Annotated in this window: 12 protein-coding genes; 11 read left to right on the top strand and 1 reads right to left on the bottom strand. The window is 72.1% G+C overall.

The window, feature by feature from the left end; translation table 11 throughout:
• The first annotated feature begins 107 nt into the window (after nucleotides 1–107).
• Nucleotides 108–1,550 carry an MFS transporter gene (locus tag IE239_RS36125; protein ID WP_190153717.1) on the top strand — a complete coding sequence of 481 codons (1,443 nt, stop codon included), beginning with the start codon at nucleotides 108–110 and terminating at the stop codon, nucleotides 1,548–1,550.
• A 174-nt stretch (nucleotides 1,551–1,724) separates the two neighbouring features.
• Here IE239_RS36125 and IE239_RS36120 read toward each other — a convergent pair whose 3' ends face one another.
• Nucleotides 1,725–2,294: a TetR/AcrR family transcriptional regulator gene (locus IE239_RS36120; protein ID WP_190153716.1), complete on the bottom strand. Its 570-nt coding sequence runs from the start codon at nucleotides 2,292–2,294 to the stop codon at nucleotides 1,725–1,727.
• Nucleotides 2,295–3,610: 1,316 nt separating this feature from the next.
• Here IE239_RS36120 and IE239_RS36115 point away from each other — a divergent pair.
• The 10 genes from IE239_RS36115 to IE239_RS36070 all read left to right on the top strand — a co-directional run bounded on the left by IE239_RS36115 (nucleotide 3,611) and on the right by IE239_RS36070 (nucleotide 20,093).
• Nucleotides 3,611–3,967, top strand: a complete 357-nt coding sequence (locus tag IE239_RS36115) for a hypothetical protein (protein ID WP_190153715.1) — start codon at nucleotides 3,611–3,613, stop codon at nucleotides 3,965–3,967.
• Between the two features lie 1,371 nt (nucleotides 3,968–5,338).
• The gene (locus IE239_RS36110; RefSeq protein WP_190153714.1) at nucleotides 5,339–6,817 is read left to right on the top strand and encodes a sugar transferase; all 1,479 of its coding nucleotides are present in this window, start codon (nucleotides 5,339–5,341) and stop codon (nucleotides 6,815–6,817) included.
• A gap of 82 nt (nucleotides 6,818–6,899) precedes the next feature.
• Nucleotides 6,900–8,225 carry a nucleotide sugar dehydrogenase gene (locus IE239_RS36105; RefSeq protein ID WP_190153713.1) on the top strand — a complete coding sequence of 442 codons (1,326 nt, stop codon included), beginning with the start codon at nucleotides 6,900–6,902 and terminating at the stop codon, nucleotides 8,223–8,225.
• Nucleotides 8,206–9,501 carry a glycosyltransferase family 4 protein gene (locus tag IE239_RS36100; protein ID WP_190153712.1) on the top strand — a complete coding sequence of 432 codons (1,296 nt, stop codon included), beginning with the start codon at nucleotides 8,206–8,208 and terminating at the stop codon, nucleotides 9,499–9,501. Before IE239_RS36105 ends, IE239_RS36100 begins: the two co-directional genes overlap by 20 nt.
• Nucleotides 9,491–10,867, top strand: a complete 1,377-nt coding sequence (locus IE239_RS36095) for a Wzz/FepE/Etk N-terminal domain-containing protein (RefSeq protein WP_190153711.1) — start codon at nucleotides 9,491–9,493, stop codon at nucleotides 10,865–10,867. The genes IE239_RS36100 and IE239_RS36095 overlap by 11 nt, the downstream gene beginning before the upstream one ends.
• Nucleotides 10,864–12,429, top strand: a complete 1,566-nt coding sequence (locus IE239_RS36090; protein WP_190153710.1) for a Wzz/FepE/Etk N-terminal domain-containing protein — start codon at nucleotides 10,864–10,866, stop codon at nucleotides 12,427–12,429. Before IE239_RS36095 ends, IE239_RS36090 begins: the two co-directional genes overlap by 4 nt.
• Before the next feature lie 3 nt (nucleotides 12,430–12,432).
• Nucleotides 12,433–14,367 (top strand): asparagine synthase (glutamine-hydrolyzing), encoded by a 1,935-nt coding sequence (gene asnB / locus IE239_RS36085; RefSeq protein ID WP_190153709.1) that lies wholly within the window; start codon nucleotides 12,433–12,435, stop codon nucleotides 14,365–14,367.
• A gap of 17 nt (nucleotides 14,368–14,384) precedes the next feature.
• Complete coding sequence (locus IE239_RS36080; RefSeq protein WP_190153708.1) at nucleotides 14,385–16,577, top strand: bi-domain-containing oxidoreductase; 2,193 nt, start codon at nucleotides 14,385–14,387, stop codon at nucleotides 16,575–16,577.
• Nucleotides 16,574–18,538, top strand: coding sequence for a heparinase II/III family protein (locus IE239_RS36075; protein WP_190153707.1), 1,965 nt, complete (start codon nucleotides 16,574–16,576; stop codon nucleotides 18,536–18,538). The genes IE239_RS36080 and IE239_RS36075 overlap by 4 nt, the downstream gene beginning before the upstream one ends.
• Before the next feature lie 13 nt (nucleotides 18,539–18,551).
• Nucleotides 18,552–20,093, top strand: a complete 1,542-nt coding sequence (locus IE239_RS36070) for a right-handed parallel beta-helix repeat-containing protein (protein ID WP_190153706.1) — start codon at nucleotides 18,552–18,554, stop codon at nucleotides 20,091–20,093.

Below are 20,093 nucleotides of genomic sequence, written 5' to 3'. Positions count from 1 at the left end.
GTACCTCCATCTTTCCAGACTAGACGGTTGTGTTCCTGAACTCACTCGCGTTAGCGTCAGGCGAGTCAGTTGGAAATCACAACACACTCATCTGGGAAACCGTGACCATGCCCGAGAAAGTGCCTGCGGCCGTGACCGCCGACCCGGTGTCGGCGGAGCCCGCCCAGGACCCCGCCGCGCGGCGCCATGCACTGCGCGTACTAGCGCTCAGCAGCCTCGGCGCGTTCGTGGTGTTCCTCGACACGACGATCGTCAACGTCGCCTTCGAAGCGATCGGCCGCGGTTTCCACGTCACGGCTGACCACCTGGCCTGGGTGCTCAACGTCTACAGCCTGGTGTTCGCCGCCGTCCTCATCCCCGCAGGGCGGCTCGCCGACCGCTACGGCCGCAAGCGCGTCTTCCTGATCGGCATCATCGGCTTCGCCGTGACGAGCGCCTTGTGCGGCCTCGCGCCGGACACCGGGGCGCTCATCGCCGGGCGGGCTTTGCAGGCGGCGTTCGCCGCGCTGGTCACGCCGACGTCGCTTGCCCTGCTACTGCCGGAATTCCCGCCGGCGCAGCGGCCGGTCGCGATCGGCACCTGGGGTTCGATGAGCGCGGCCGCCGCCGCCCTCGGGCCCACGCTGGGTGCGCTGCTGACCCAGTACGCCTCCTGGCGCTGGGTCTTCCTGGTCAACGTGCCGATCTGTGCGGTGATCGCCGCCTTCGGCCTGCGCTTGCTGCGCGAATCGCGCGACCGGCACTCCCGGGGCCTGCCCGACCTGATCGGTGTGCTGCTGGTCGCCGCGATACCCGCAGCACTGAGTCTGGGCATCATCGAGGGGCCGAGGTGGGGCTGGTCCGACCCGCGGGTGATCGGTGCTCTCACGCTCGCCGCGTTGCTGCTGCCGGCCTTCGTGCTGCGCGACCGCTCCGCCGCCCAACCCGTGATCGACTTCGCCCTCTTCCGTGTCCGGCAGTTCCGGCTCGTCAACGCCGCGACCATGGTCTTCGCGACGGCCTTCTACGGAACCCTGCTCAGCAACATCATCTTTCTGCAGACGGTGTGGCACTATTCGGTGCTGCGCGCCGCCCTCGCGACCACGCCCAGCCCGCTGGTGGTCACCGCCATCGCCCGCACCGCCGGCCGGCTCTCCCGCACACACGGAGCGCGAAAGATACTGACCGCCGGCGCCGTCTGCTGGACAGCAGGTCTCACCCTCAGTGCTGCCTTCGTAGGCGTCAGCCCGCACTGGGCCACACATTGGCTGCCCGCCGCGCTGCTGACAGGGCTCGGCATAGGGCTGACCCTGCCCGTCCAGTCCGCAGCCGCCGTCCAGGGGCTGCCTCCAGCGCGGTTCGGGCTCGGCTCGGCGATCAACGCAAGCCTCCGCCAGCTCGGCGCCGTGCTCGGCATCAGCCTCTTCGTGGCGGTCCTCGGGACCCCTTCGGCGGCGACGGCCGTCGCATCCTTCCACCGTGTCTGGTGGCTGTTCGCGGCTCTCGGCCTTGCAGGCGGACTCCTGCTGTGGGCACCGCCCCTGTACCCGCGGCGGCAGGAGCTCAGCTGATTCCATGCCCGATCGCCACCGGACTGCGGCCTGTGCCCCATGGACGACGAAAGGCGCCCCCTTGAGCAGCCACGACGCCGAACGGATCTCCTGGGCCCACGAGGTGGTGCGACCCCAGGGCGCCTGGTGCGGGCTCCGCCGGCCGAGACGACCCCGTGCACGGCATGTGCTGCCTCAGTGCACGCCTGCCGCATCGAGCAGGGTGGCCACCGTGGGCGCGATCAGCCCCGGCAGCCTGTCGGCGCCGATCCCGGCACGGGCGCTGGCGCCGTCGAAGACCAGACTGAGCTGCCGGGCCAGCAGGTCGGGATCGCTCGCCCCGCCTTGTTCGGCCTCGGCACGGAAGAAGGCTGTCAGGTTCTCCTTGACCCGATGGGCCACCTGGCTAGCAGGGTGGCTCTGATCCTTGAGCTCGATCTGCACAGCCAAGTACGGACAGCCGCGAAACTCCGGCGCACCCGCCTGCGATTCCACCTGCTCGAAGACGTACAAGATCCGCTCGCGGGATGAAAGGCCGGCGTCCGCCGCAGGCAGGAGCCTCGCCACGAAGACGGAGGCGCGTCGTTCAAGGCTGGCTGCCAGCAGTTCGTCCTTGCTCTCGAACAGCTGGTACATGGAGCGCTTCGACACTCCCGCCGCCTTGCACAGCGCCTCGATGCCGACACCGACGCCGTCTCGGTAGGTGAGCGTGGCCGCCGCCTCCAGCAACCGTTCTCGGGGGCTCTGCTTCTCTTCGGTGCTCATGTGATGAACCCAACTCTATTCGGGCACATTTGCAAGCCTTCCGGTTTCCCGTCGGCGGTATGCCTGGCGCAGGTGGCGCTCGTCCCGGACGAGCGTGCGGTCCACTGACCCGTGGCGACGATCCGGGCAAACGCACAGGCGCAGCACAGCCGGCCATCATGTCGCGCTGACCGCAGTCGAGAGACGAGGCCTCCGATACAGAGCAGGCCCACGACCTGATCGAGCAGGTCACGAACTTGGCGCCGGCGCTCCAGGTTGGTTCGGGCGCGTGGCCCGTCGTGGATGGGTGCGTCCAGGACGGTGGCCCAGCAGCTGCTGTGCGCCTCCACCTCGCCGTGGGCGGCTTCGCACGGGCTGCGCCACAGATGCCGCCTGTCCCCGACCTGACAGCCGTGCACCCGTCCCGACGGGGCCCATGAGCCGGGGGAAGCGATCAGGCACGCCGCACGGTCGAGGGGCCCCGGTGTCGTGGCGACACCGGGGCCCCGAAGGAACTGCTACACCATCTGCCGGCCCTACTGCTTCGCCGGCCTTCTGTGTCCGCTGACCCGACCGAGACGCTGTCGGGGGCGCGGGGATCGCGGTTGCTTGACCGGAGACCACCTCACTGTCGATGTCCTGCGGTACCCGGGTTCACCACTTCCGCCCGGGCGATCCTGATGGCGCTGAAGCCCTCCGCTCTTCCCTCTGAACCGATCACTTGCCATGCGGGCGGTGCGCCCTGCTGCATCCTGTGCACCGCCGGTACTGCGAACCACCGGTGGCCTCGCGAAGCGCCACCCTCCGGCAGCCGGCCCCGTCGCCCGTCCAGCATCTGCTCTGGCTCGGAACCCCACTGCCGGACCTCCCGGTGCGCGCGCCCGCAGCCGACGCCTTCACCGGGGTACCGCTCACTTGCCTCACTGCTGGTACTGCCCTTGCGGTACTGCTTCCGGCGGCCCCTGATCACTGCGGGCCACCCGGTGCGGTCGTCAGTCCCGTCGCCGTCCTGCGAGAACACTGGCTTCGACACTCCACCACCGCACCGTCCTGCGAACTACCGACTACGCGTACTGCTCCCGGCTGTTCGTCTCTGCCGGGTCCTGCTCGATCTCGGCTACGAGTGAAACCATAACCACCCCCCTGCACAATGTCTACTCCGACGGATACAGATTTCTGCGCGCTGGAACATGAGGTAACCCGCTGCGGTCGGACCACTGACGATCTGGCCGCTCGCCAGGTCCGGCGGGGGCCGGCGGCGAGATCGAGAGAGTCCGTCCGGCCGGTCAGGGCGTACCGCCCCACCAGCCGGACGGCCGGTGAATACAATCTGTCCCGTGTCGAAGCCTGACGAACTGCTGGTCGCCGTCGCCGCCCTGGTGGAGTCCGAGCAGAGCAACCAGATGTCCCTGACCGTGGTCACCGGTGGCGCTGTCATCACCGGTCGCTTGGCTCCCGAGGGGGTGTGGAGACAGCGGGTGTCGGAGGTGCTGACGGATTCGGACCGCCTGGGCGAGTTCTCCGCCGTCTTCGCCACACCCGGGAAGGAGGGGCCGCCGACGCATCTGCACTTCCATGTCGCCCGGATCCTCCAGGGCACGGTGGGGATCCCGGAGACGGGCGGCATGTACCGCGTGGCGATCGAGGACGTCAGCGCCTGGACCGTGGGCGACTTCAGCTACTCCGACCGCTGAGCGCGCGCCGCGACGGACCTGTGTCGAGCGGGTGCTGGTGCGGGTGCGGCCGGTACCCGCCGACCGCACCAGCAGCCGCAGCCGCACGGCCGCTCAGGAGTGCCCCGGACCGGGCGTGGGCCGGTGACAGACGGGCGCACGAAGAGCTGCCGCCATGCCGGGCAAGCAGGCCCGGCCCCGGACGCCGACACCCACTCGGGCCCGTCGCCATCACCGTCACCGTCGCCGGCCAGGTCGCCCGCGTAATGGCCGCATCAGCGTGTTTCCCGGCGCCCCGCGGGGACGGTCCCGGTGATCTCGCCCCCCGTCAGGCCTCGCGCCGGCCGGGGTGAGGCGTGGGGGCGGCGTCGTAGCCGTGCGGCGCTTCCTTCTCTTCCGGCGCTCCCCCGCGCCGTGAACGCGCCCCCACGGAACCGACCGCATATATTCGCCACCCCCCGTATACGTTCGCCGCCCTCCGTATACGTTCGCCGTCTCGACGGCATCGAAATGCATATGCCTGGCGCGCATGCCGAATGCGCATTCTTCGACGGGCACCGCATAATGGATCTTGCTGGGGTGTCCCCCGGCGGCCTGAATGCCGATCCGGCCCGCTCCGCTCGAGCGTCGGCTTCACCGTGCGCGTGCCTTCCCGCAGCGCCCGGGGCAAGGCGATATCGCGACACCGGGACTTCCAGGTGTCCGCACCGAAACTTCCGGGCGTCCGTCCGCGCACAACGGGGAACCGGGCAACTGCCGCCGGACCGAGGCCGCGCAGGGCCTGCGCGCTCGATGATCGCTACCGCGCGGGAGCCGTGCCCAGGGGCCCCGCGGGCCGTTGGAGCGGGTGGTGACGGCGAGGCGTCCACGGGTGGTCGCCGGCCGATTGATCAAGAATCAAAGCTTAAGCACAAATTACACACATCCTCTCTTCATACCGGCCTCGATGGTCTAGATTGACCTTGCTTCAGCCGTTCGGACATGAGGCAACCCGTAATGATCAATAGGTCCGGCAACAGCGAAAGCCCACAGTCGGCTTCCCGGTGCCAGACGTAGGGAGCACCAATTCACGGAACCCGAGAGAGCCTTGAGTGCGGGGAGCACCCGAGGTTCCGAAAGGTTCTCGCGCATCTCAGGACTCCGATGGCACAGGCATGTCCGCTGCCGCCGGGGCGGGGTGCCCGAGCGACTCTGCAATAGCCGGAATCCGGTAGGTCGTGCACGGGAGGCGGGGGCCTCCCGAGGGGAGGAACAGCGCGGCGCGGGAGGCGGGGGCCTCCCGGGCGGGCGACAGTGCGGGAGGTGGGGGCCTCCCGAGGGGAGGCACAGTGCGGGAGGCGGGGGCCTCCCGGCGGCGATCACGTCGAAATCACTGGGAACCTGGGGGGTTCTGTGCGGCAAGGGGAATTGGTCAGCCCGTTTCCGTCGACGCGCGGGCGTCCGGCGAACGGAGCGGTCAGCCGGCCCGCGAGCGACTGGGAGCAGCGGTACCGCCGTACCGTGATCACCAGCGACACCGTGGCCACCGCCTTCGTGGTGGCGGGGATCGGCAACTTCTTCGGGGCCCGGGACGCGGCCAACTGGCATGAGAAGTGGGGGATACTCGCGTTCGGCACCGAGCTGCTGGTGCTGGGGTCGCTCGCGGTGAGCCGGGCCTGGACACCTGCCGTGCTCGGCCAGGGCGCCGAGGAGTTCCGCCGGCTCGGACGCTCGCTCTTCGCGGCGACCGTCGTCCTGGCGCTCGGCGGGATCGCCCTCACCTCGCGCAACATCAAGCTCTGGATCTTCGTCGCCATCCCGGCGATCGCGCTCGTCACCATGACCGCGAGATATCTGCTGCGCCTCGGGCTGCACAGGCAGCGCAAGGAAGGGCTGTGTCTGCGGCCGGTGCTCGCGGCCGGGAGCCCGGACACCGTGCGGGACCTGATCAGCCGGACCCGCAAGTTCCCGCACCTCGGCTGGCGGGTGGACGCGGTGTGCACGACGGACGGTCCCGGACTCGACGGCGACCTGCTGGACGGGGTGCGAGTCGTCGGCCGGCTGTCGGACGTCGCCAAGCACGTCCACGGCGACGGCTACCGCGTCGTCGCGGTCACGCCCGACCCGCACTGGTCACCGCACCGGCTGCAGCGGCTGGCCTGGAACCTCGAGGGCACCGACACCGAGATGGTCGTGGCCCCCGTGCTCATGGAGGTGGCCGGCCCGCGGCTGCACATCGACGCCGTGCTGGGGATCCCGCTGCTGCGGGTCAGCATGCCGACCTTCACCGGGGGCCGCCGGGCGGTCAAAGAGGTCGTCGACCGGCTGGGCGCGGCCGTCCTGCTGGTCCTGTTCGCGCCGCTGATGGTGTTCGTGGGGCTGCTCGTGCTGATGGACAGCCGGGGCGGGGTGTTCTACCGCCAGCGCAGGGTCGGCAAGGACGGCGGCGAGTTCACCATTCTCAAGTTCCGCACCATGGTCGCCGACGCCGACCGGGCGCGTGCCCAGCTGGCCGACCTCAACGAGGGCGCCGGCCCGCTGTTCAAGCTCCGCCGGGATCCGCGGGTGACCCGGGTGGGAGGGGTGCTGCGCCGGTACTCGATCGACGAACTCCCGCAGCTGTTCAACGTGCTCACCGGATCGATGTCGCTCGTCGGTCCGCGGCCTCCGCTGCCGGAGGAGTCCGCCGCGTACGGCCCGGACATCCGGCGGCGGCTGCTGGTCAAGCCCGGACTCACGGGGCTGTGGCAGATCAGCGGGCGCAGCGACCTGTCGTGGGAGGAGGCGGTCCGGCTGGACCTGCGGTACGTGGAGGACTGGTCGCTCGCCCTGGACACGGTGATCTTGTGGAAGACGCTGCGTGCGGTGCTCTACGGCCAGGGGGCCTACTGATGCGCGGGGGACCGCGACTCAGCGGTACGGACGGCGCGCGGACCGCAGGCCGGTGGGGCCTGCCCGGGGGGAGGAACGAGTCATGAGAGTCAGCGTTTTCGGGCTGGGCTACGTGGGCTGCGTGTCGGCCGCGTGCCTGGCCAGCATGGGGCACGACGTCGTCGGGGTGGACGTGAACCAGGTGAAGGTCGACCTGGTCAACGACGGCAAGGCCCCGGTGGTCGAGGAGCGGATCGGCGAGCTCATCGCCGACGTCGTGCGGAGCGGGGCGCTGCGCGCCACCGGCGACGTCCGCGAGGCGATCATGGACAGCGAGATCTCGCTGGTCTGCGTGGGCACGCCGTCGGAGCCCAACGGCAGCCTGTGCACGACCTACTTGGAGCGGGTCACCGAGGAGATCGGCGCGGCACTGACCGAGGGGGCCAAGCGGGGGAGCCGGCACACCGTCGTCTTCCGCAGCACCATGCTCCCCGGCACCTGTCTGAACCTGCTGGTGCCGGTCCTGGAGAAGTACGTCGGCGGCACGGCCGGGGTGGACGTCGGGGTCGCGGTCAACCCGGAGTTCCTGCGGGAGGGCACGAGCGTGCGGGACTTCTTCGACCCGCCCAAGACCGTCATCGGGGAGCTCGACCGGGCGAGCGGCGACGCGGTGGCGGCGCTGTACGAGGGCCTGCCCGGCGAGGTGTTCCGGGTGCCGGTCCCGACCGCCGAGGCGATCAAGTACGCGGACAACGCGTTCCACGGTCTCAAGATCGGCTTCGCGAACGAGCTGGGCGCGGTGTGCCAGGCGCTCGGGGTGGACTCGCACCAGGTGATGGACGTGTTCCTGGCCGACCGCAAACTGAACATCAGCCCCGCCTACCTGCGGCCCGGCTTCGCCTTCGGCGGTTCCTGCCTGCCCAAGGACCTGCGCAGCCTGGTCCACGCCGCGCAGCGGGCGGACGTCTCGGTGCCCATCCTGTCCCATGTGCTGCCGTCCAACTCCGACCATCTGCAGCGCGCGGTGGAGCTGGTCGAGCGCACCGGGAAACGCCGGGCGGGCCTGTTCGGGCTGTCCTTCAAACCCGGTACGGACGACCTCCGCGAGAGCCCGCTCGTCGAGCTGGCGGAGCGGCTCTTCGGCAAGGGGTACGACCTGAAGATCTACGACGCCAACGTGAGCCTCTCCCGGCTGCTGGGCGCGAACCGCGAGTACATCGAGAACCGGCTGCCGCATCTCGCGCAGCTGCTCGCGGACTCCGTCGAGGAGGTGCTCGACCACGCCGAGGTGTGCCTGGTCGGGACGAAGGATCCGGCCGTGCTGTCGGCGCTGCCCCACGGCGACACCCCGGTGATCATCGACCTCGTCCACCTTCCCGACGCCGACGCGCGCCGGGCCGAACAGGGGTATGTGGGCCTTGCCTGGTGACACGGTGTCCGGCGACACGGCCGGCGGCGACCGCCCGCAGCGGCGCGCGCTGATCCTGGTGGAGAACCTGTCGGTGCCGTTCGACCGGCGGGTGTGGCAGGAGTGCACGACGCTGCGCGACGCGGGCTGGACGGTCCACGTCATCTGTCCGCAGGGCGGCAAGCGGGACACGGAGCCGGAGGCCGAGATCGACGGGGTGCGGATCCACCGCTACCCGTTGCGCGCGGCCACCGGAGGGCCGGCCGGCTATCTGCGGGAGTACGGAACGGCGCTGTGGCACACGGTCCGGCTGGCCCGGAAGGTCGGCCCGGTCGACGTGGTCCACGCCTGCAACCCGCCCGACCTGCTGTTCCTGCCGGCGCTGTGGATGAAGCGGCGCGGAGCGCGGTTCGTCTTCGACCAGCACGACCTGGTGCCCGAGCTGTACCTGTCCCGGTTCGGCCGCGGCGAGGACCTGCTCTACCGCGCGGTGTGCGCGCTGGAACGGCGGACCTACCGGGCCGCCGACGTCGTGCTGGCCACGAACGAGAGCTACCGGGACGTCGCGGTGCGCCGCGGCGGCAAGCGGCCGTCGGACGTCTTCGTGGTGCGCAGCGCGCCCGACGTCGACCGGTTCCATCCCGTGCCGCCCGAGCCGGAGTTGAAGCGCGGCAAGCCTCATCTGCTGTGCTATCTCGGCGTCATGGGCCCGCAGGACGGCGTCGACTATGCCTTGCGGGCCCTCGCGAAGCTCCGCGACGAGGCCGGGCGGACCGACTGGCACGCGGTGTTCGTCGGCGGCGGCGACACCTTCGACGCGATGGTGGAGCTGTCCCGGCGGCTCGGGCTCGCGGAGCAGGTGGAGTTCACCGGGCGCATTCCGGACGCCGACCTGGTGCGCTACCTGTCCACCGCGGACGTGTGCCTCTCCCCCGACCCGAACAATCCGCTCAACGACGTGTCGACCATGAACAAGGTCCTCGAGTACATGGTGATGGGCCGGCCCGTCGTCTCGTTCGACCTCCGGGAGGCGCGGGTCTCCGCCGGTGACGCCGCCGTGTACGCGCCCTCCGACGACGAGGGCGAGTTCGCCCGGCTCATCGCCCTGCTGCTGGACGACCCGGAGAAGCGGGCCCTGATGGGCAAGATCGGCCAGGAGCGGATCGGCGGGCCGCTGTCCTGGCGGAACTCCCAGCGATCGCTGCTCGCCGCCTACGACGCCGCCTGCGGTGGCCGGGCTCCGGTGACGGCGCGCGACCCGGACCCGGACGGGGAAGGCCGCACCATTGAGCGATGACACGATACGCCTGGTCACCATCGGGCGGATTATCCGTCGGCGCTGGCGGCTGCTCACCATGTTCGCCCTGGTGGGTGCGCTCGTCGGCTACGGCGCCTCCCTGCTGTTCCCGCCGCGCTACACGACCTCGGCGTCGGTGCTGCTGCCCGGGACGTGGGAGGAGCGCGAGCTGCTGACGCAGACGGAGGTGGCGACCAGTTCGGTGGTGGTCGACCGCGCGGCCGCCACGCTCGGCTGGACCGGGGTGAGCGGCAGCGATCTGCGGGACCAGGTCAGCGCCAAGGCGAGCGACGGGAACATCATCAAGATCTCCGGCACGGCCGGCACCCCGGAGCGCGCACAGCTGCTCTCCGACGACGTGGCCAAGGAGTTCGTCGCCTACGCCACACGGATCGCGAGCGAGAGCGCCGACCCGGAGGCGGCGAAGGAGCTCGCCGCGCTGCAGAAGTCGGTCGAGGCCACCAGCCGCCGCATCAGCAAGCTGGCCGACGCGACCGATCCGGGGCAGACCGTGGAGAGCGTGCAGACCCGCACCGAGCTGGAGAAGCTGCGCACCGCGCTGCGGGAGGCCATCAACACCATCGAGCAGGCCGACCCGGCCGGCGACGAGGCGAAGAACATGGTCGTCATGGGGTCGGCGGCCCGGCCGGCCGGCGAGGCGCCGCCGACGAGGACGCAGCTCGTCGCGGGCGGGGCGCTGCTGTTCTTCCTGCTCGCGGTCATCGGCCATCTCGCCGGCGCGCGGATGAGCCGCCGGCTGCGCAGCGAGCCGGAGATCGCCGCGGCGCTGGGCTCCACGCTGCTGGGCACCGTCGACGTACCCGTCGAACGGCCCACGCACCGGCCGGAGGGCCGTGGCCCGCGGGCCCGGATCCGCAGGCTGCTGGGCCTCGACGTCCGGTGGGACATCCCGGCTCCGCAGACGTCCGGCGACGAGGCCAGCCGGCAGATCCGCTACCGGCGGGTGTGCTCCCGCCTCCGGGATCGGCTGTCGGCCCCGCGGCGGCTGCTCGTCGTCTTCCCCGAGGGGGACGAGATCGCCCGCCGGGCCGCCGGGCAGCTCGTCGTCGAGGCGGACGCGGATCCGTCGCTGCGTGCGAGGGCGGTCTCGGTGTCCCGGCCGATGGTGCCGGACCGCGGCCGCGAGTCCGGGGCGCTGATCGTGCTCAGCGCCGGCAGCTGGACCGCGGCGGAGCTCGCCGGCATCGCCGAGGCGTGTGTGGACGCCAAGCACGCGGTCGTCGGCGTCGTCCTCGCCGGTCCGGTGCGTGCGACGCGGCCGGCCGGGCGCCCTCGGCGCGCCTCCGCGCCGGAGCTCGCGGCCATCGGCGGCGAACGGGACGACGCGACGGGAGCCACAGAGTGACGACGGGCAAGACCGCGGAGTCGTCGGCCGCCGCTCCGCTGCTGGATCTGCAGGCTCTGGTGGCGGCGGTGCGCAGACGGCGCCGCCTCTGGGGGTCCCTCGCGCTGCTGGGGCTGCTCGTCGGCGCGGCGCTGGCGTTCCTGCTGCCGCAGCCGCCGACCGCGGTGACCAAGATCCTGGTCGCGCACGAGCAGGACCAGCCGAACGATCCCGGAACGCTGATCCGCACCGATGTGGCGCTGCTGCAGACCACACGTATCGCCGACAAGGCCCTGAAGTCCCTGCGGTCCCGGGAGACGCCCGAGGACTTCATGCGGGACTACAGCGGCGCCGGTCTGACCAACAACCTGCTGCAGATCACCGTGACCGGTGGCAGCGACGCGGAAGCGGTGGCCCGCGCCGAGGCGTTGGCCGACGCCTTCGTCGCGGACCATGTGAAGCGGATACAGGAGTCCTCGAAAGCCGAGGCCAAGGCCCTGCTCGACCAGCGTGACCAGCTGAAGGCCCAGCTGGCCCAGGTCAACAGGACGATCGGAGAGGGAACCGAGGCGAGCGGGCCGGGGTCGTCGGCGGACCTGGAGTCCCTCTACGCCCGCCGGGCCGAACTCACCTCGCAGATCACCGATTTCAGCCAGCGCGCCGCGGAGGCGAGCATCGGCACGCCCCGGCTCGTCGCCGGCACGCAGATCGTGGACGCCCCGTACGCGGTGCGGCACTCCCTGCCCAGGGCCGCCGCCACCGACGCCGCGATCGGGCTCTTCCTCGGGCTCTTCCTCGGGCTCGCGGTGGCCGCCGTCGGCTCGGTGGTGGCGGACCGTCCCGTGCTGCGCCGGGACATCTCCGCGAACCTCGGCGCCTCGGTCATCGCGGAACTGCCGCACCGGCCGGGCGGGCGGTGGCGGCGGCGTCGGGCCCGGACGGCACGCGAACGGCTCACCACGTCCCTGGCGCGCGCCGTGCGCGGCTCCGCGGAACCCCTGTCGCTGCTGGAACTGGGCTGCGCGCGCAACACGAGCGTGATCGCCCTGGACCTCGCCAGGGCACTCGCGGCGGAGGGACCGGTTGTCGTCGTCGACGGTCTGCCCGGCCGGCAGCTCTCCGGCCGCCGCCCGAAGCCGGGGGACCCGGCCGTGGTCACCGGCGAGCACGCCCCGGCCGGACCGGCCGAGGAGCGCCGGATCGGCGTCGGCTCGGTGGCGCCCGGCACGGCGTGGACCGACCTGCAGTACCTCGGAACCCGGACCGTGCTCGTCGTGCGGGCCGGGCACGGCAGCGCCGCATGGCTGCACACCGTGGCGCGGCAACTCGCCGACCAGCACATTCCGGTGACCGGTGTGGTGCTGATCGACCCCGATCCGCGGGACCGCACCGACGGCACGCTGTGGAACGGGCTGCACACCGCACTGCGCGGCCGGAGCGAGCGGCCGGCGCGGCAGAACGGCGGGGGTGTCGGCGGGGGGACCTCCCACGCCGTTCAGGCGGTGGGCGAGGGACGGCGGGGGACGGAGCGGCCGCCGATGTGGGCGGCACGGGTCCCGGACAGCGACCAGGAGGCGCGGTAGCACATGTGTGGCATCGCAGGCACTTACCGATGGCCGGACGGAAAGGCCGTGACCGACCGGCTCACCGAGACCCTGGCCCACCGCGGTCCGGACGGGGCGGGCCGCTACGGCCATCCCCTCGGCGACGGCGAAGTGCAGCTCGGGCACCGCCGGCTGGCCATCGTCGACCTGTCCGAGACGGGCGCCCAGCCGATGGCCTCGGACGGCCTCGTCCTGACGTACAACGGCGAGCTGTACAACGCGCCCGAGCTGCGTGCCGAGCTGGCCGCGGCCGGGGTGCGCTTCCGCGGCACCTCCGACACCGAGGTGCTGCTGGAGGCCTGGCGGCGCTGGGGCACGGACTGCCTGCCCCGGCTGCGCGGCATGTTCGCGTTCGGGGTCTTCGACGAGCGCACCGGTGAGCTGGTGCTCGCCCGCGACCAGCTCGGCATCAAGCCGCTGTTCCTGCTGCGGCGCGGCGCGGGGCTGGTGTTCGCCTCCGAGCTGAAGGCGCTGGCCGCCGTGACCGGCGGTTCGCTGGAGGTGGACCACGCGGCGCTGGTGGCGTCGCTGCTGTACTACTGGGTGCCCGACTCGCGGTGCGCGTTCCGCGAGGCGGAGAAGCTGCCCCCGGGGAGCTGGCTGCGGTGCCGGCCCGACGGCCGGGTGGAGCGCGGCCGGTTCTGGAACCTGCGGGACGTCGCCGCCGAGGGCGCGGAGCGCGCCCGCGGCGGGGAGCGGCCGGACATCGCCGCCGTCGTCGAGGAGTCGACCCGGCGTCACCTGCTCTCCGACGTGCCCGTGGCGACCTTCCTCTCCGGCGGACTCGACTCGAGCTACCTGACCGCGCTGGCGGCCCGCGACCGGCCCGGGATCTCCGCCTACACGATCGGGTTCCGCGCCGAGGACGCCAGGTTCGAGGCGATGCCGGACGACCTGCGCCACGCCCGGCAGGTGGCCGAGCGGTTCGGCGTCGATCTGCACGAGATCGAGATCGCCCCGAACGTGCTCGACCTGCTGCCGCAGATGACGTACCACCTGGACGAGCCGATCGGCGACCCCGCCGCGATCAACACGTTCCTGATCTGCCGGGCCGCCCGGGAGGCCGGGGTGAAGGTGATGCTGTCGGGGATGGGCGCCGACGAGCTGTTCGCCGGTTACCGCAAGCACCTGGCCAACCTGCTCGCGCTGCGCTACCAGGGCGTCCCGCGGCCGCTGCGGCGCGGCCTGTCCGCCGCCGTGGACCGGCTGCCGGTCGCCTCGGCCCGCCGCGGATACCGGTCGGTGCGCTTCGCGAAGCGGTTCCTGTCCTTCGCCGATCTGCCGGAGGAGACGGCGTTTAGGCGCAGCTACACCCTGTACGACCGGGGCGAGCTGCTGGCGCTGGTCGATCCGGACCTGGCCGGGACGGTCGACGACGTGCTGAGCGAGCACGCGGACGTCTACGAGGACAACGACCTCGACGACTTCGTCAACCGTATGTGCCTGGGCGACGCCCGGATGTTCCTGCCGGGCCTGAACCTCGCCTACACGGACCGGTCGAGCATGGCCGCGTCGACGGAGGTGCGGGTGCCGTACGTGGACGTCGAGGTGGTCAGGGCGGCCTTCGCCGTGCCCGGCGACCGCAAGATCGTCGGACGGCAGGGCAAGGCCGTCCTCAAGGAGGCGGCCGCCTCGGTCCTGCCCCGGGAGATCGTGTACCGGCCCAAGGGCCTGTTCAGTGCCCCGCTGCGCGCCTGGATGAGCCGCGATCTGGCTCCGCTGGTGCGCGAGGTCATCAACGACGGCGAGCTCGTCCGTTCCGGGATCCTGCGCCGCGACGCGCTGGCGCGCATGGTCGCCGAGGACGCCGCCGGACAGCAGGACTTCTCCAAGCATCTGTGGCATGTGCTGACCCTCGAGTACTGGTACCGCGGCGCGGTCTCCGGGGCCGGCCAGAACTCTCCCTCGACTGCGTAGAGACAAGAGGACTTCGGGTGAAACAGGTTGTGCAGAACTACAAGAGCGGTGAGCTCGCACTGCTCGACGTGCCGGCGCCGGGGTGCAAGCCGGGCGGTGTGCTGGTGCGGAGCGCGTTCTCGCTGATCTCCACCGGCACCGAGCTGATGAAGGTGTCCGAGGCCGGCATGTCGATGCTGGGCAAGGCCCGCTCCCGGCCGGACCAGGTGGCCAAGGTCGTGCAGAGCGTGGCCGCCAACGGGGTGCCCGCCACGTACCGCAAGGTGATGGGCAAGCTGGACTCCTACACGCCGCTGGGCTACTCGCTGTGCGGGGTGGTCGAGCAGGTCGGCGCCGGGGTGGACGACGTGAAGGCCGGCGACCTCGTGGCCTGCGCCGGCAACGAGCACGCGCTGCACGCCGAGCTGAACTGGGTGCCCAAGAACCTGTACGCCCCGGTGCCGGACGGCCTCCCGGCGCGGCACGCGGCGTTCGGCACCGTCGGGTCGATCGCCATGCAGGGCGTCCGCCAGGGCGAGTCGCGGCTCGGCGAGGTGGCGCTGGTCGTCGGCCTGGGGCTGATCGGGCAGCTGGTGGTGCAGCTGCTGGCCGCCTCGGGAGTCCGCGTCGTCGGGGCGGACCCCGACCCGGCGCGCTGTGAGCTCGCCGAGCGCCTGGGCGCGGCGGCCTGCGGTGATCCCGGCTCCGCGGCCGTGGAGAGTGCCGTCGCCGAACTCACCGGCGGGCACGGCGTGGACCAGGTGTACCTGGCCGCCGGCGGCGGCAGCAACCAGCCCGTCGAACTGGCCGCCCGGCTGAGCCGGGACCGCGGCCGGGTCGTCGACATCGGCAAGTGCCGTCTGGACCTGCCGTGGAACGCGTACTACGAGAAGGAGCTGGACGTCCGCTTCTCCCGCAGCTACGGCCCCGGGCGCTACGACCCGGCGTACGAGCTGGAGGGGCGGGACTACCCGATCGGCTATGTGCGCTGGACCGAGCGCCGCAACCTGGCGTGCTTCCTCGACCTCGCGGCCCGCGGCCGCGTCGACGTCGAGCCCCTGGTCTCCCATGTCGCCGACTTCGACGACGCCGTCGAGACGTACCGGAGTCTGAAGGACGGCGAACTGAAGGCCGTGGCCGTCCTCTTCCGCTACCCCGGGCAGCAGGAGGAGGCGCCGCGGGCGCAGGCCCCGGCGGTGACCGTGCCCGCGGTCGGGCGCTCCGGCGGCGCCGTGCCCGTCCCGGCCCGGCCCGTGAAGTCGCCGGTGCGGCTGGCGTTCGTCGGCGCGGGCAACTACGCGACGTCGATGCTGCTGCCGCACCTGGCGCAGCGCGAGGGCGTCGAGCTGTCCACGGTCGTCACGACGACGGCGCTGTCCGCGGCCAACGCGCAGCGCAAGTTCGGCTTCGCCGGCGCGACCACCGATCTCGACGCCGTGCTCGGCGACGAGTCCGTCGACGCGGTGTTCGTGGTCACCCGGCACAGCTCGCACGCCGAGCTGACGCGCAAGGCGCTGCTGGCCGGCAAGACCGTGTTCGTGGAGAAGCCGCTGGCGCTGACCGGGGACGAGCTGGCCGGTGTGCTCGCGGCGGTGGAGGAGTCCGGCAACGACCGGCTGCAGGTGGGCTTCAACCGCCGCTTCGCGCCGCTGCTGCAGGAGGCCAGGAAGCGGTTCGGCGTCCGGACCGGTCCGGCGAGCCTGCGCTACCTGGTCAACGCGGGCCGGCTCGATCACGGCAGCTGGTATCTCCGGCAGGACACCGAGGGCTCGCGGTTCGCCGGCGAGGGCGGGCACTTCATCGACACGGCGAGCTGGCTCCTCGGGGCCGATCCGGTCTCGGTGTACGCGGTCGCCCCGTCCGGCAACGAGGACCTCCAGGTCGTGTTGCGCTACCCGGACGGTTCCACCGCCGCCATCAGCTACGTCACCACCGGCTCGCCCGGCTTTCCCAAGGAGACGCTGGACCTGATCGCCGACGGCAAGGTGCTGCGGCTCGACGACTTCGTCCGCGCGTCGGTGTACGCCGGCAAGCGGTGGGTCAGTTCGCGGCTGCCCAAGGCCCGGGACAAGGGCCAGTCCGCCGAACTGGCCGCGTTCGTCAAGGCCGTGCGGACCGGCGGGCCGATGCCGGTGCCGCTGGAGTCGCTGGTCGCCACCACGGCGGCCACCCTCGCCGTACAGGCCGGCCTGGCGGGCGGCGCGCCGGTGACGTTGACGAGCGCGCCATGACCATGAGCGCGGGCTGGTACCTGCGGCGGCTGTCCCGGATGGGGCCGCGCGAGGTCGGCGGCCGGGTGGGCGACGCGGTGCGCAGGCGACGGTGGCGGTCGGCACCGCCGGCCGCCCCGCGGGTGACCGGCGCCCGGTTCACCGCGGTGCTGCCCTCGGGGACGGCCGCCGCGGCGCCGCCGGACGCCGTGAAACGTCTCGTCGCCGAGGCGGACCGGCTGATGGCCGGACGCGTCGAGTACTTCGGGGTGGAACGCGACGACCTCGCCGACCCGGACTGGTGCCGCGACCCGAAGACCGGGCGGCGGGCGCCGTGGGCCTACGCCTTCGACGTGCCCTACCGGAACGAGGACGCGGTCGGGGACGTCAAGCAGATCTGGGAGCTGTCCCGGCACCAGTACCTCACGGTGCTCGCCGCCGCCTACGCCGTCACCGGGAACGAGCGGTACGCCGAGCGGGTGGCCGAGCACCTGCGGTCGTGGTGGACGGCCAACACGCCGCTGCGCGGGGTGCACTGGATCAGCGGCATCGAGCTGGGCATCCGGCTGCTGTCCTGGGTGTGGATCCGCCGGCTGCTCGACGGGTGGCCGGGCGCGGCCGCGCTGTTCGAGGACAACCCGGTGGCGCTGAACCAGATCTGGCACCATCAGCGCTGGCTGGCCGCCTTCCCCAGCCGGGGCTCCTCGGCGAACAACCACGTCGTGGCCGAGGCGGCCGGGCAGTTCGCCGCGTCCTGCGCGTTCGGGTGGTTCCCCTCCTCGGCGCGCTGGCGGGCCGACGCGCTGCGGTCGCTGGACCGCAACCTGCGCGGCAACACCTTCCTCTCCGGCCTCAACCGCGAGCTGGCGACCGAGTACCACGGGCTGGTGCTGGAGCTCGGTCTGGCCGCGCTGGCCGAGGCGGACGCCGCGGGCGTCGCGGTGCCCGCGGCGCTCCGGCCGGTGCTGCTGCGGATGACCGACGCCCTCGCGGCCGTCGTGGACAACCGGCTGCGGCCGCCGCGCCAGGGCGACGCGGACGACGGTCACGGTCTGGTCGTGGACGGCGAGGGCACCGACCGCTGGGCCTCGCTGCTGGCCACCGGGGACGCCGTGTTCGGGCGGCTCGACTGGTGGCCCGCGGTGACCGCCGCCGACCTGCGCACCCCGCTGCTGGCCGCGCTCATCAAGCCGTACGCGAAGAACGCGGCCCCGCGGGCCGTGCCCCGTCCGGCGGTCAGGCCGGCTCATTTCGCCGACGCGGGCATGACCGTCCTGCGGGGGCCGGAGGAGATCTGGTGCCGCTGCGACGGCGGTCCGCACGGGTTCCTGTCGATCGCCGCGCACGCCCACGCGGACGCGCTGTCGGTGGAGGTCCGGCACGACGGGGTCGACGTGCTCGCCGACCCGGGGACGTTCTGTTACCACGGGCAGCCCGAGTGGCGGCGGTACTTCCGCTCGACCCTCGGCCACAACACCCTGCAGCTGGACGGCGTCGACCAGTCCGTCTCCGGCGGCCCGTTCCTGTGGACCCGGCAGGCCCGCAGCCGGGTCCTGGTCGCGGACACGTCCGGGGAGGGGGTGGCCCGCTGGTACGCCGAGCACGACGGCTACCGGCCCACCGTGCACCGCCGCCGGGTGGAACTGGCGGCCGCGAGCCGCGAGCTGACGGTGGTCGACGAGGTGCGCGGCGGCCCGCGCCGGGCCGTGCGGCTGGCGTTCCACCTCGGCCCGGCGATCGCCGCGGAGCTGGTGGCGGACCGGGCCGCGCTCACCTGGACCCGGGACGGCGAGGACCGCTTTGCGGCGCTCGACCTGCCCGGGCAGCTGAGCTGGCGGGCGCATCGCGGCGAGAGCGACCCGCCGCTGGGCTGGTACTCCGCCGGATTCGGGCGCAGGGAACCCGCCACCACGTTGGTGGGCACCGGCTTCACCGACGGCACGGAGGACTTCACCACCGTGCTCAGGTTCCAGGGTCGGTAAGGGGGGAGGGCACGTGGGGATCGACTGGCGGCGCCGGGCGCTGCCGGCGGCAGCGCTGGCGCTGGCGCTGGCGGCGGCGACCGGCTGCGACGGCGGCACGACGGACGCGACGCCGAGACCGACCGCCGCGCCCTCCGCGCCCTCCGCTCCCTCGAAGGACGTGGCCCGCGTGTGCGCCGCGCCCGCCGCCGGGCCGTCGAAGGCGCCGGCGGGCGCGGTCACGGTCGACCCCGCGGTGCCCGGCGACCTGGCCGCGAAGACCGAGAGCAGCCCCCCGCACACCACCTTCTGGCTGCGGCCGGGCCGGCACACGCTCATGTCGGACCGCTACGACCAGGTGACCCCCAAGGAAGGGGACGTCTACGTCGGGGCGCCGGGCGCGGTGCTCGACGGCCGCAGGAGCAACCACTACGCGTTCGGCGGCGCCGCCCGCGACGTCACCATCCGTTATCTGACCGTGCGGAACTTCGTCGCGCCCCGTGACGAGGGCGTGGTCAACCACGACTCGGCCGACGGGTGGGTGATCGAGCACGCGACGATCCGGGACAACTCCGGCGCCGGGCTGATGGCCGGGGCCCGTCAGCAGGTCCGCGCCAGCTGCCTGCGCGACAACGGCCAGTACGGCATGAACGCCTACAAGGCGGGCGGCCCGCTCGACGGCCTGGTGCTCGAGGGCAACGAGATCGCGGGCAACAACACGGACGACTGGGAGCGGCGGCGGCCGGACTGCGGCTGCAGCGGCGGCGTCAAGTTCTGGGCCGTCGACGGCGCGGACGTACGCGGGAACTGGGTGCACGACAACCGCGGCGCCGGACTGTGGGCGGACACCAACAACAACGACTTCCTCATCGAGGGCAATCTGATCGAGGACAACGACGGCGCCGCGCTGATCTACGAGATCAGCTACAACGCGGTCGTCCGGAAGAACACGATCCGGCGGAACAACTGGGTGGAGGGTCGCGCTCAGGCGGCCGCCGGCGACAGTTTCCCGTTCGCGACCGTCTACCTCTCCGAGTCCGGCGGCGAACCGCGGATCCGGGCCCGCACGGACAAGATCGACGTCTACGGCAACGTCCTGGAGGACAACTGGTCCGGCATCACGCTGTGGGAGAACGCCGACCGGTTCTGCAACAGCCCGGCCAACACCTCGTCCGGCGACTGCACGCTGCTGGTGAAGGACACCGGCCGCTGTGTGCAGCCCGCGATCGCCAGAGCACCGCTCGAGTCCGACTGCCGGTGGAAGACCCAGCGGGTGGACATCCACGACAACCGCTTCGTGCTGGACAAGTCCGTCGTGCACTGCACGGTGAAGTGCGACCGGATGGGGGTGCTGTCCAACTACGGCACCTATCCGGACTGGTCGCCGTACCAGGGCGAGCGGGTGGCCGAGGCGATCACCGGCGAGCAGCACAACCGGTGGCACGACAACGCCTACGTCGGGCCGTGGACCTTCGTCGTCCACGACGCGAGCCGGACCATCGGCTTCAAGCAGTGGCAGGCCGCGCCGTACCGGCAGGACAAGGGCAGCACCTTCCGCGCACAGGACGGTGGTTGA

Origin of the sequence: Streptomyces humidus, assembly GCF_014649655.1 — a bacterium.
Taxonomy (GTDB): domain Bacteria; phylum Actinomycetota; class Actinomycetes; order Streptomycetales; family Streptomycetaceae; genus Streptomyces; species Streptomyces humidus.
The sequence above is the reverse complement of the archived record's forward strand: the minus strand, read 5'-3'. Positions and strand labels throughout refer to the sequence as shown.

Coding starts and splice junctions, on each gene's coding strand:
- IE239_RS36125 (WP_190153717.1), top strand. CDS start 108: ATGCCCGAGAAAGTGCCTGCGGCCGTGACCGCCGACCCGGTGTCGGCG.
- IE239_RS36120 (WP_190153716.1), bottom strand. CDS start 2,294: ATGAGCACCGAAGAGAAGCAGAGCCCCCGAGAACGGTTGCTGGAGGCG.
- IE239_RS36105 (WP_190153713.1), top strand. CDS start 6,900: ATGAGAGTCAGCGTTTTCGGGCTGGGCTACGTGGGCTGCGTGTCGGCC.
- IE239_RS36100 (WP_190153712.1), top strand. CDS start 8,206: ATGTGGGCCTTGCCTGGTGACACGGTGTCCGGCGACACGGCCGGCGGC.
- asnB (WP_190153709.1), top strand. CDS start 12,433: ATGTGTGGCATCGCAGGCACTTACCGATGGCCGGACGGAAAGGCCGTG.
- IE239_RS36075 (WP_190153707.1), top strand. CDS start 16,574: ATGACCATGAGCGCGGGCTGGTACCTGCGGCGGCTGTCCCGGATGGGG.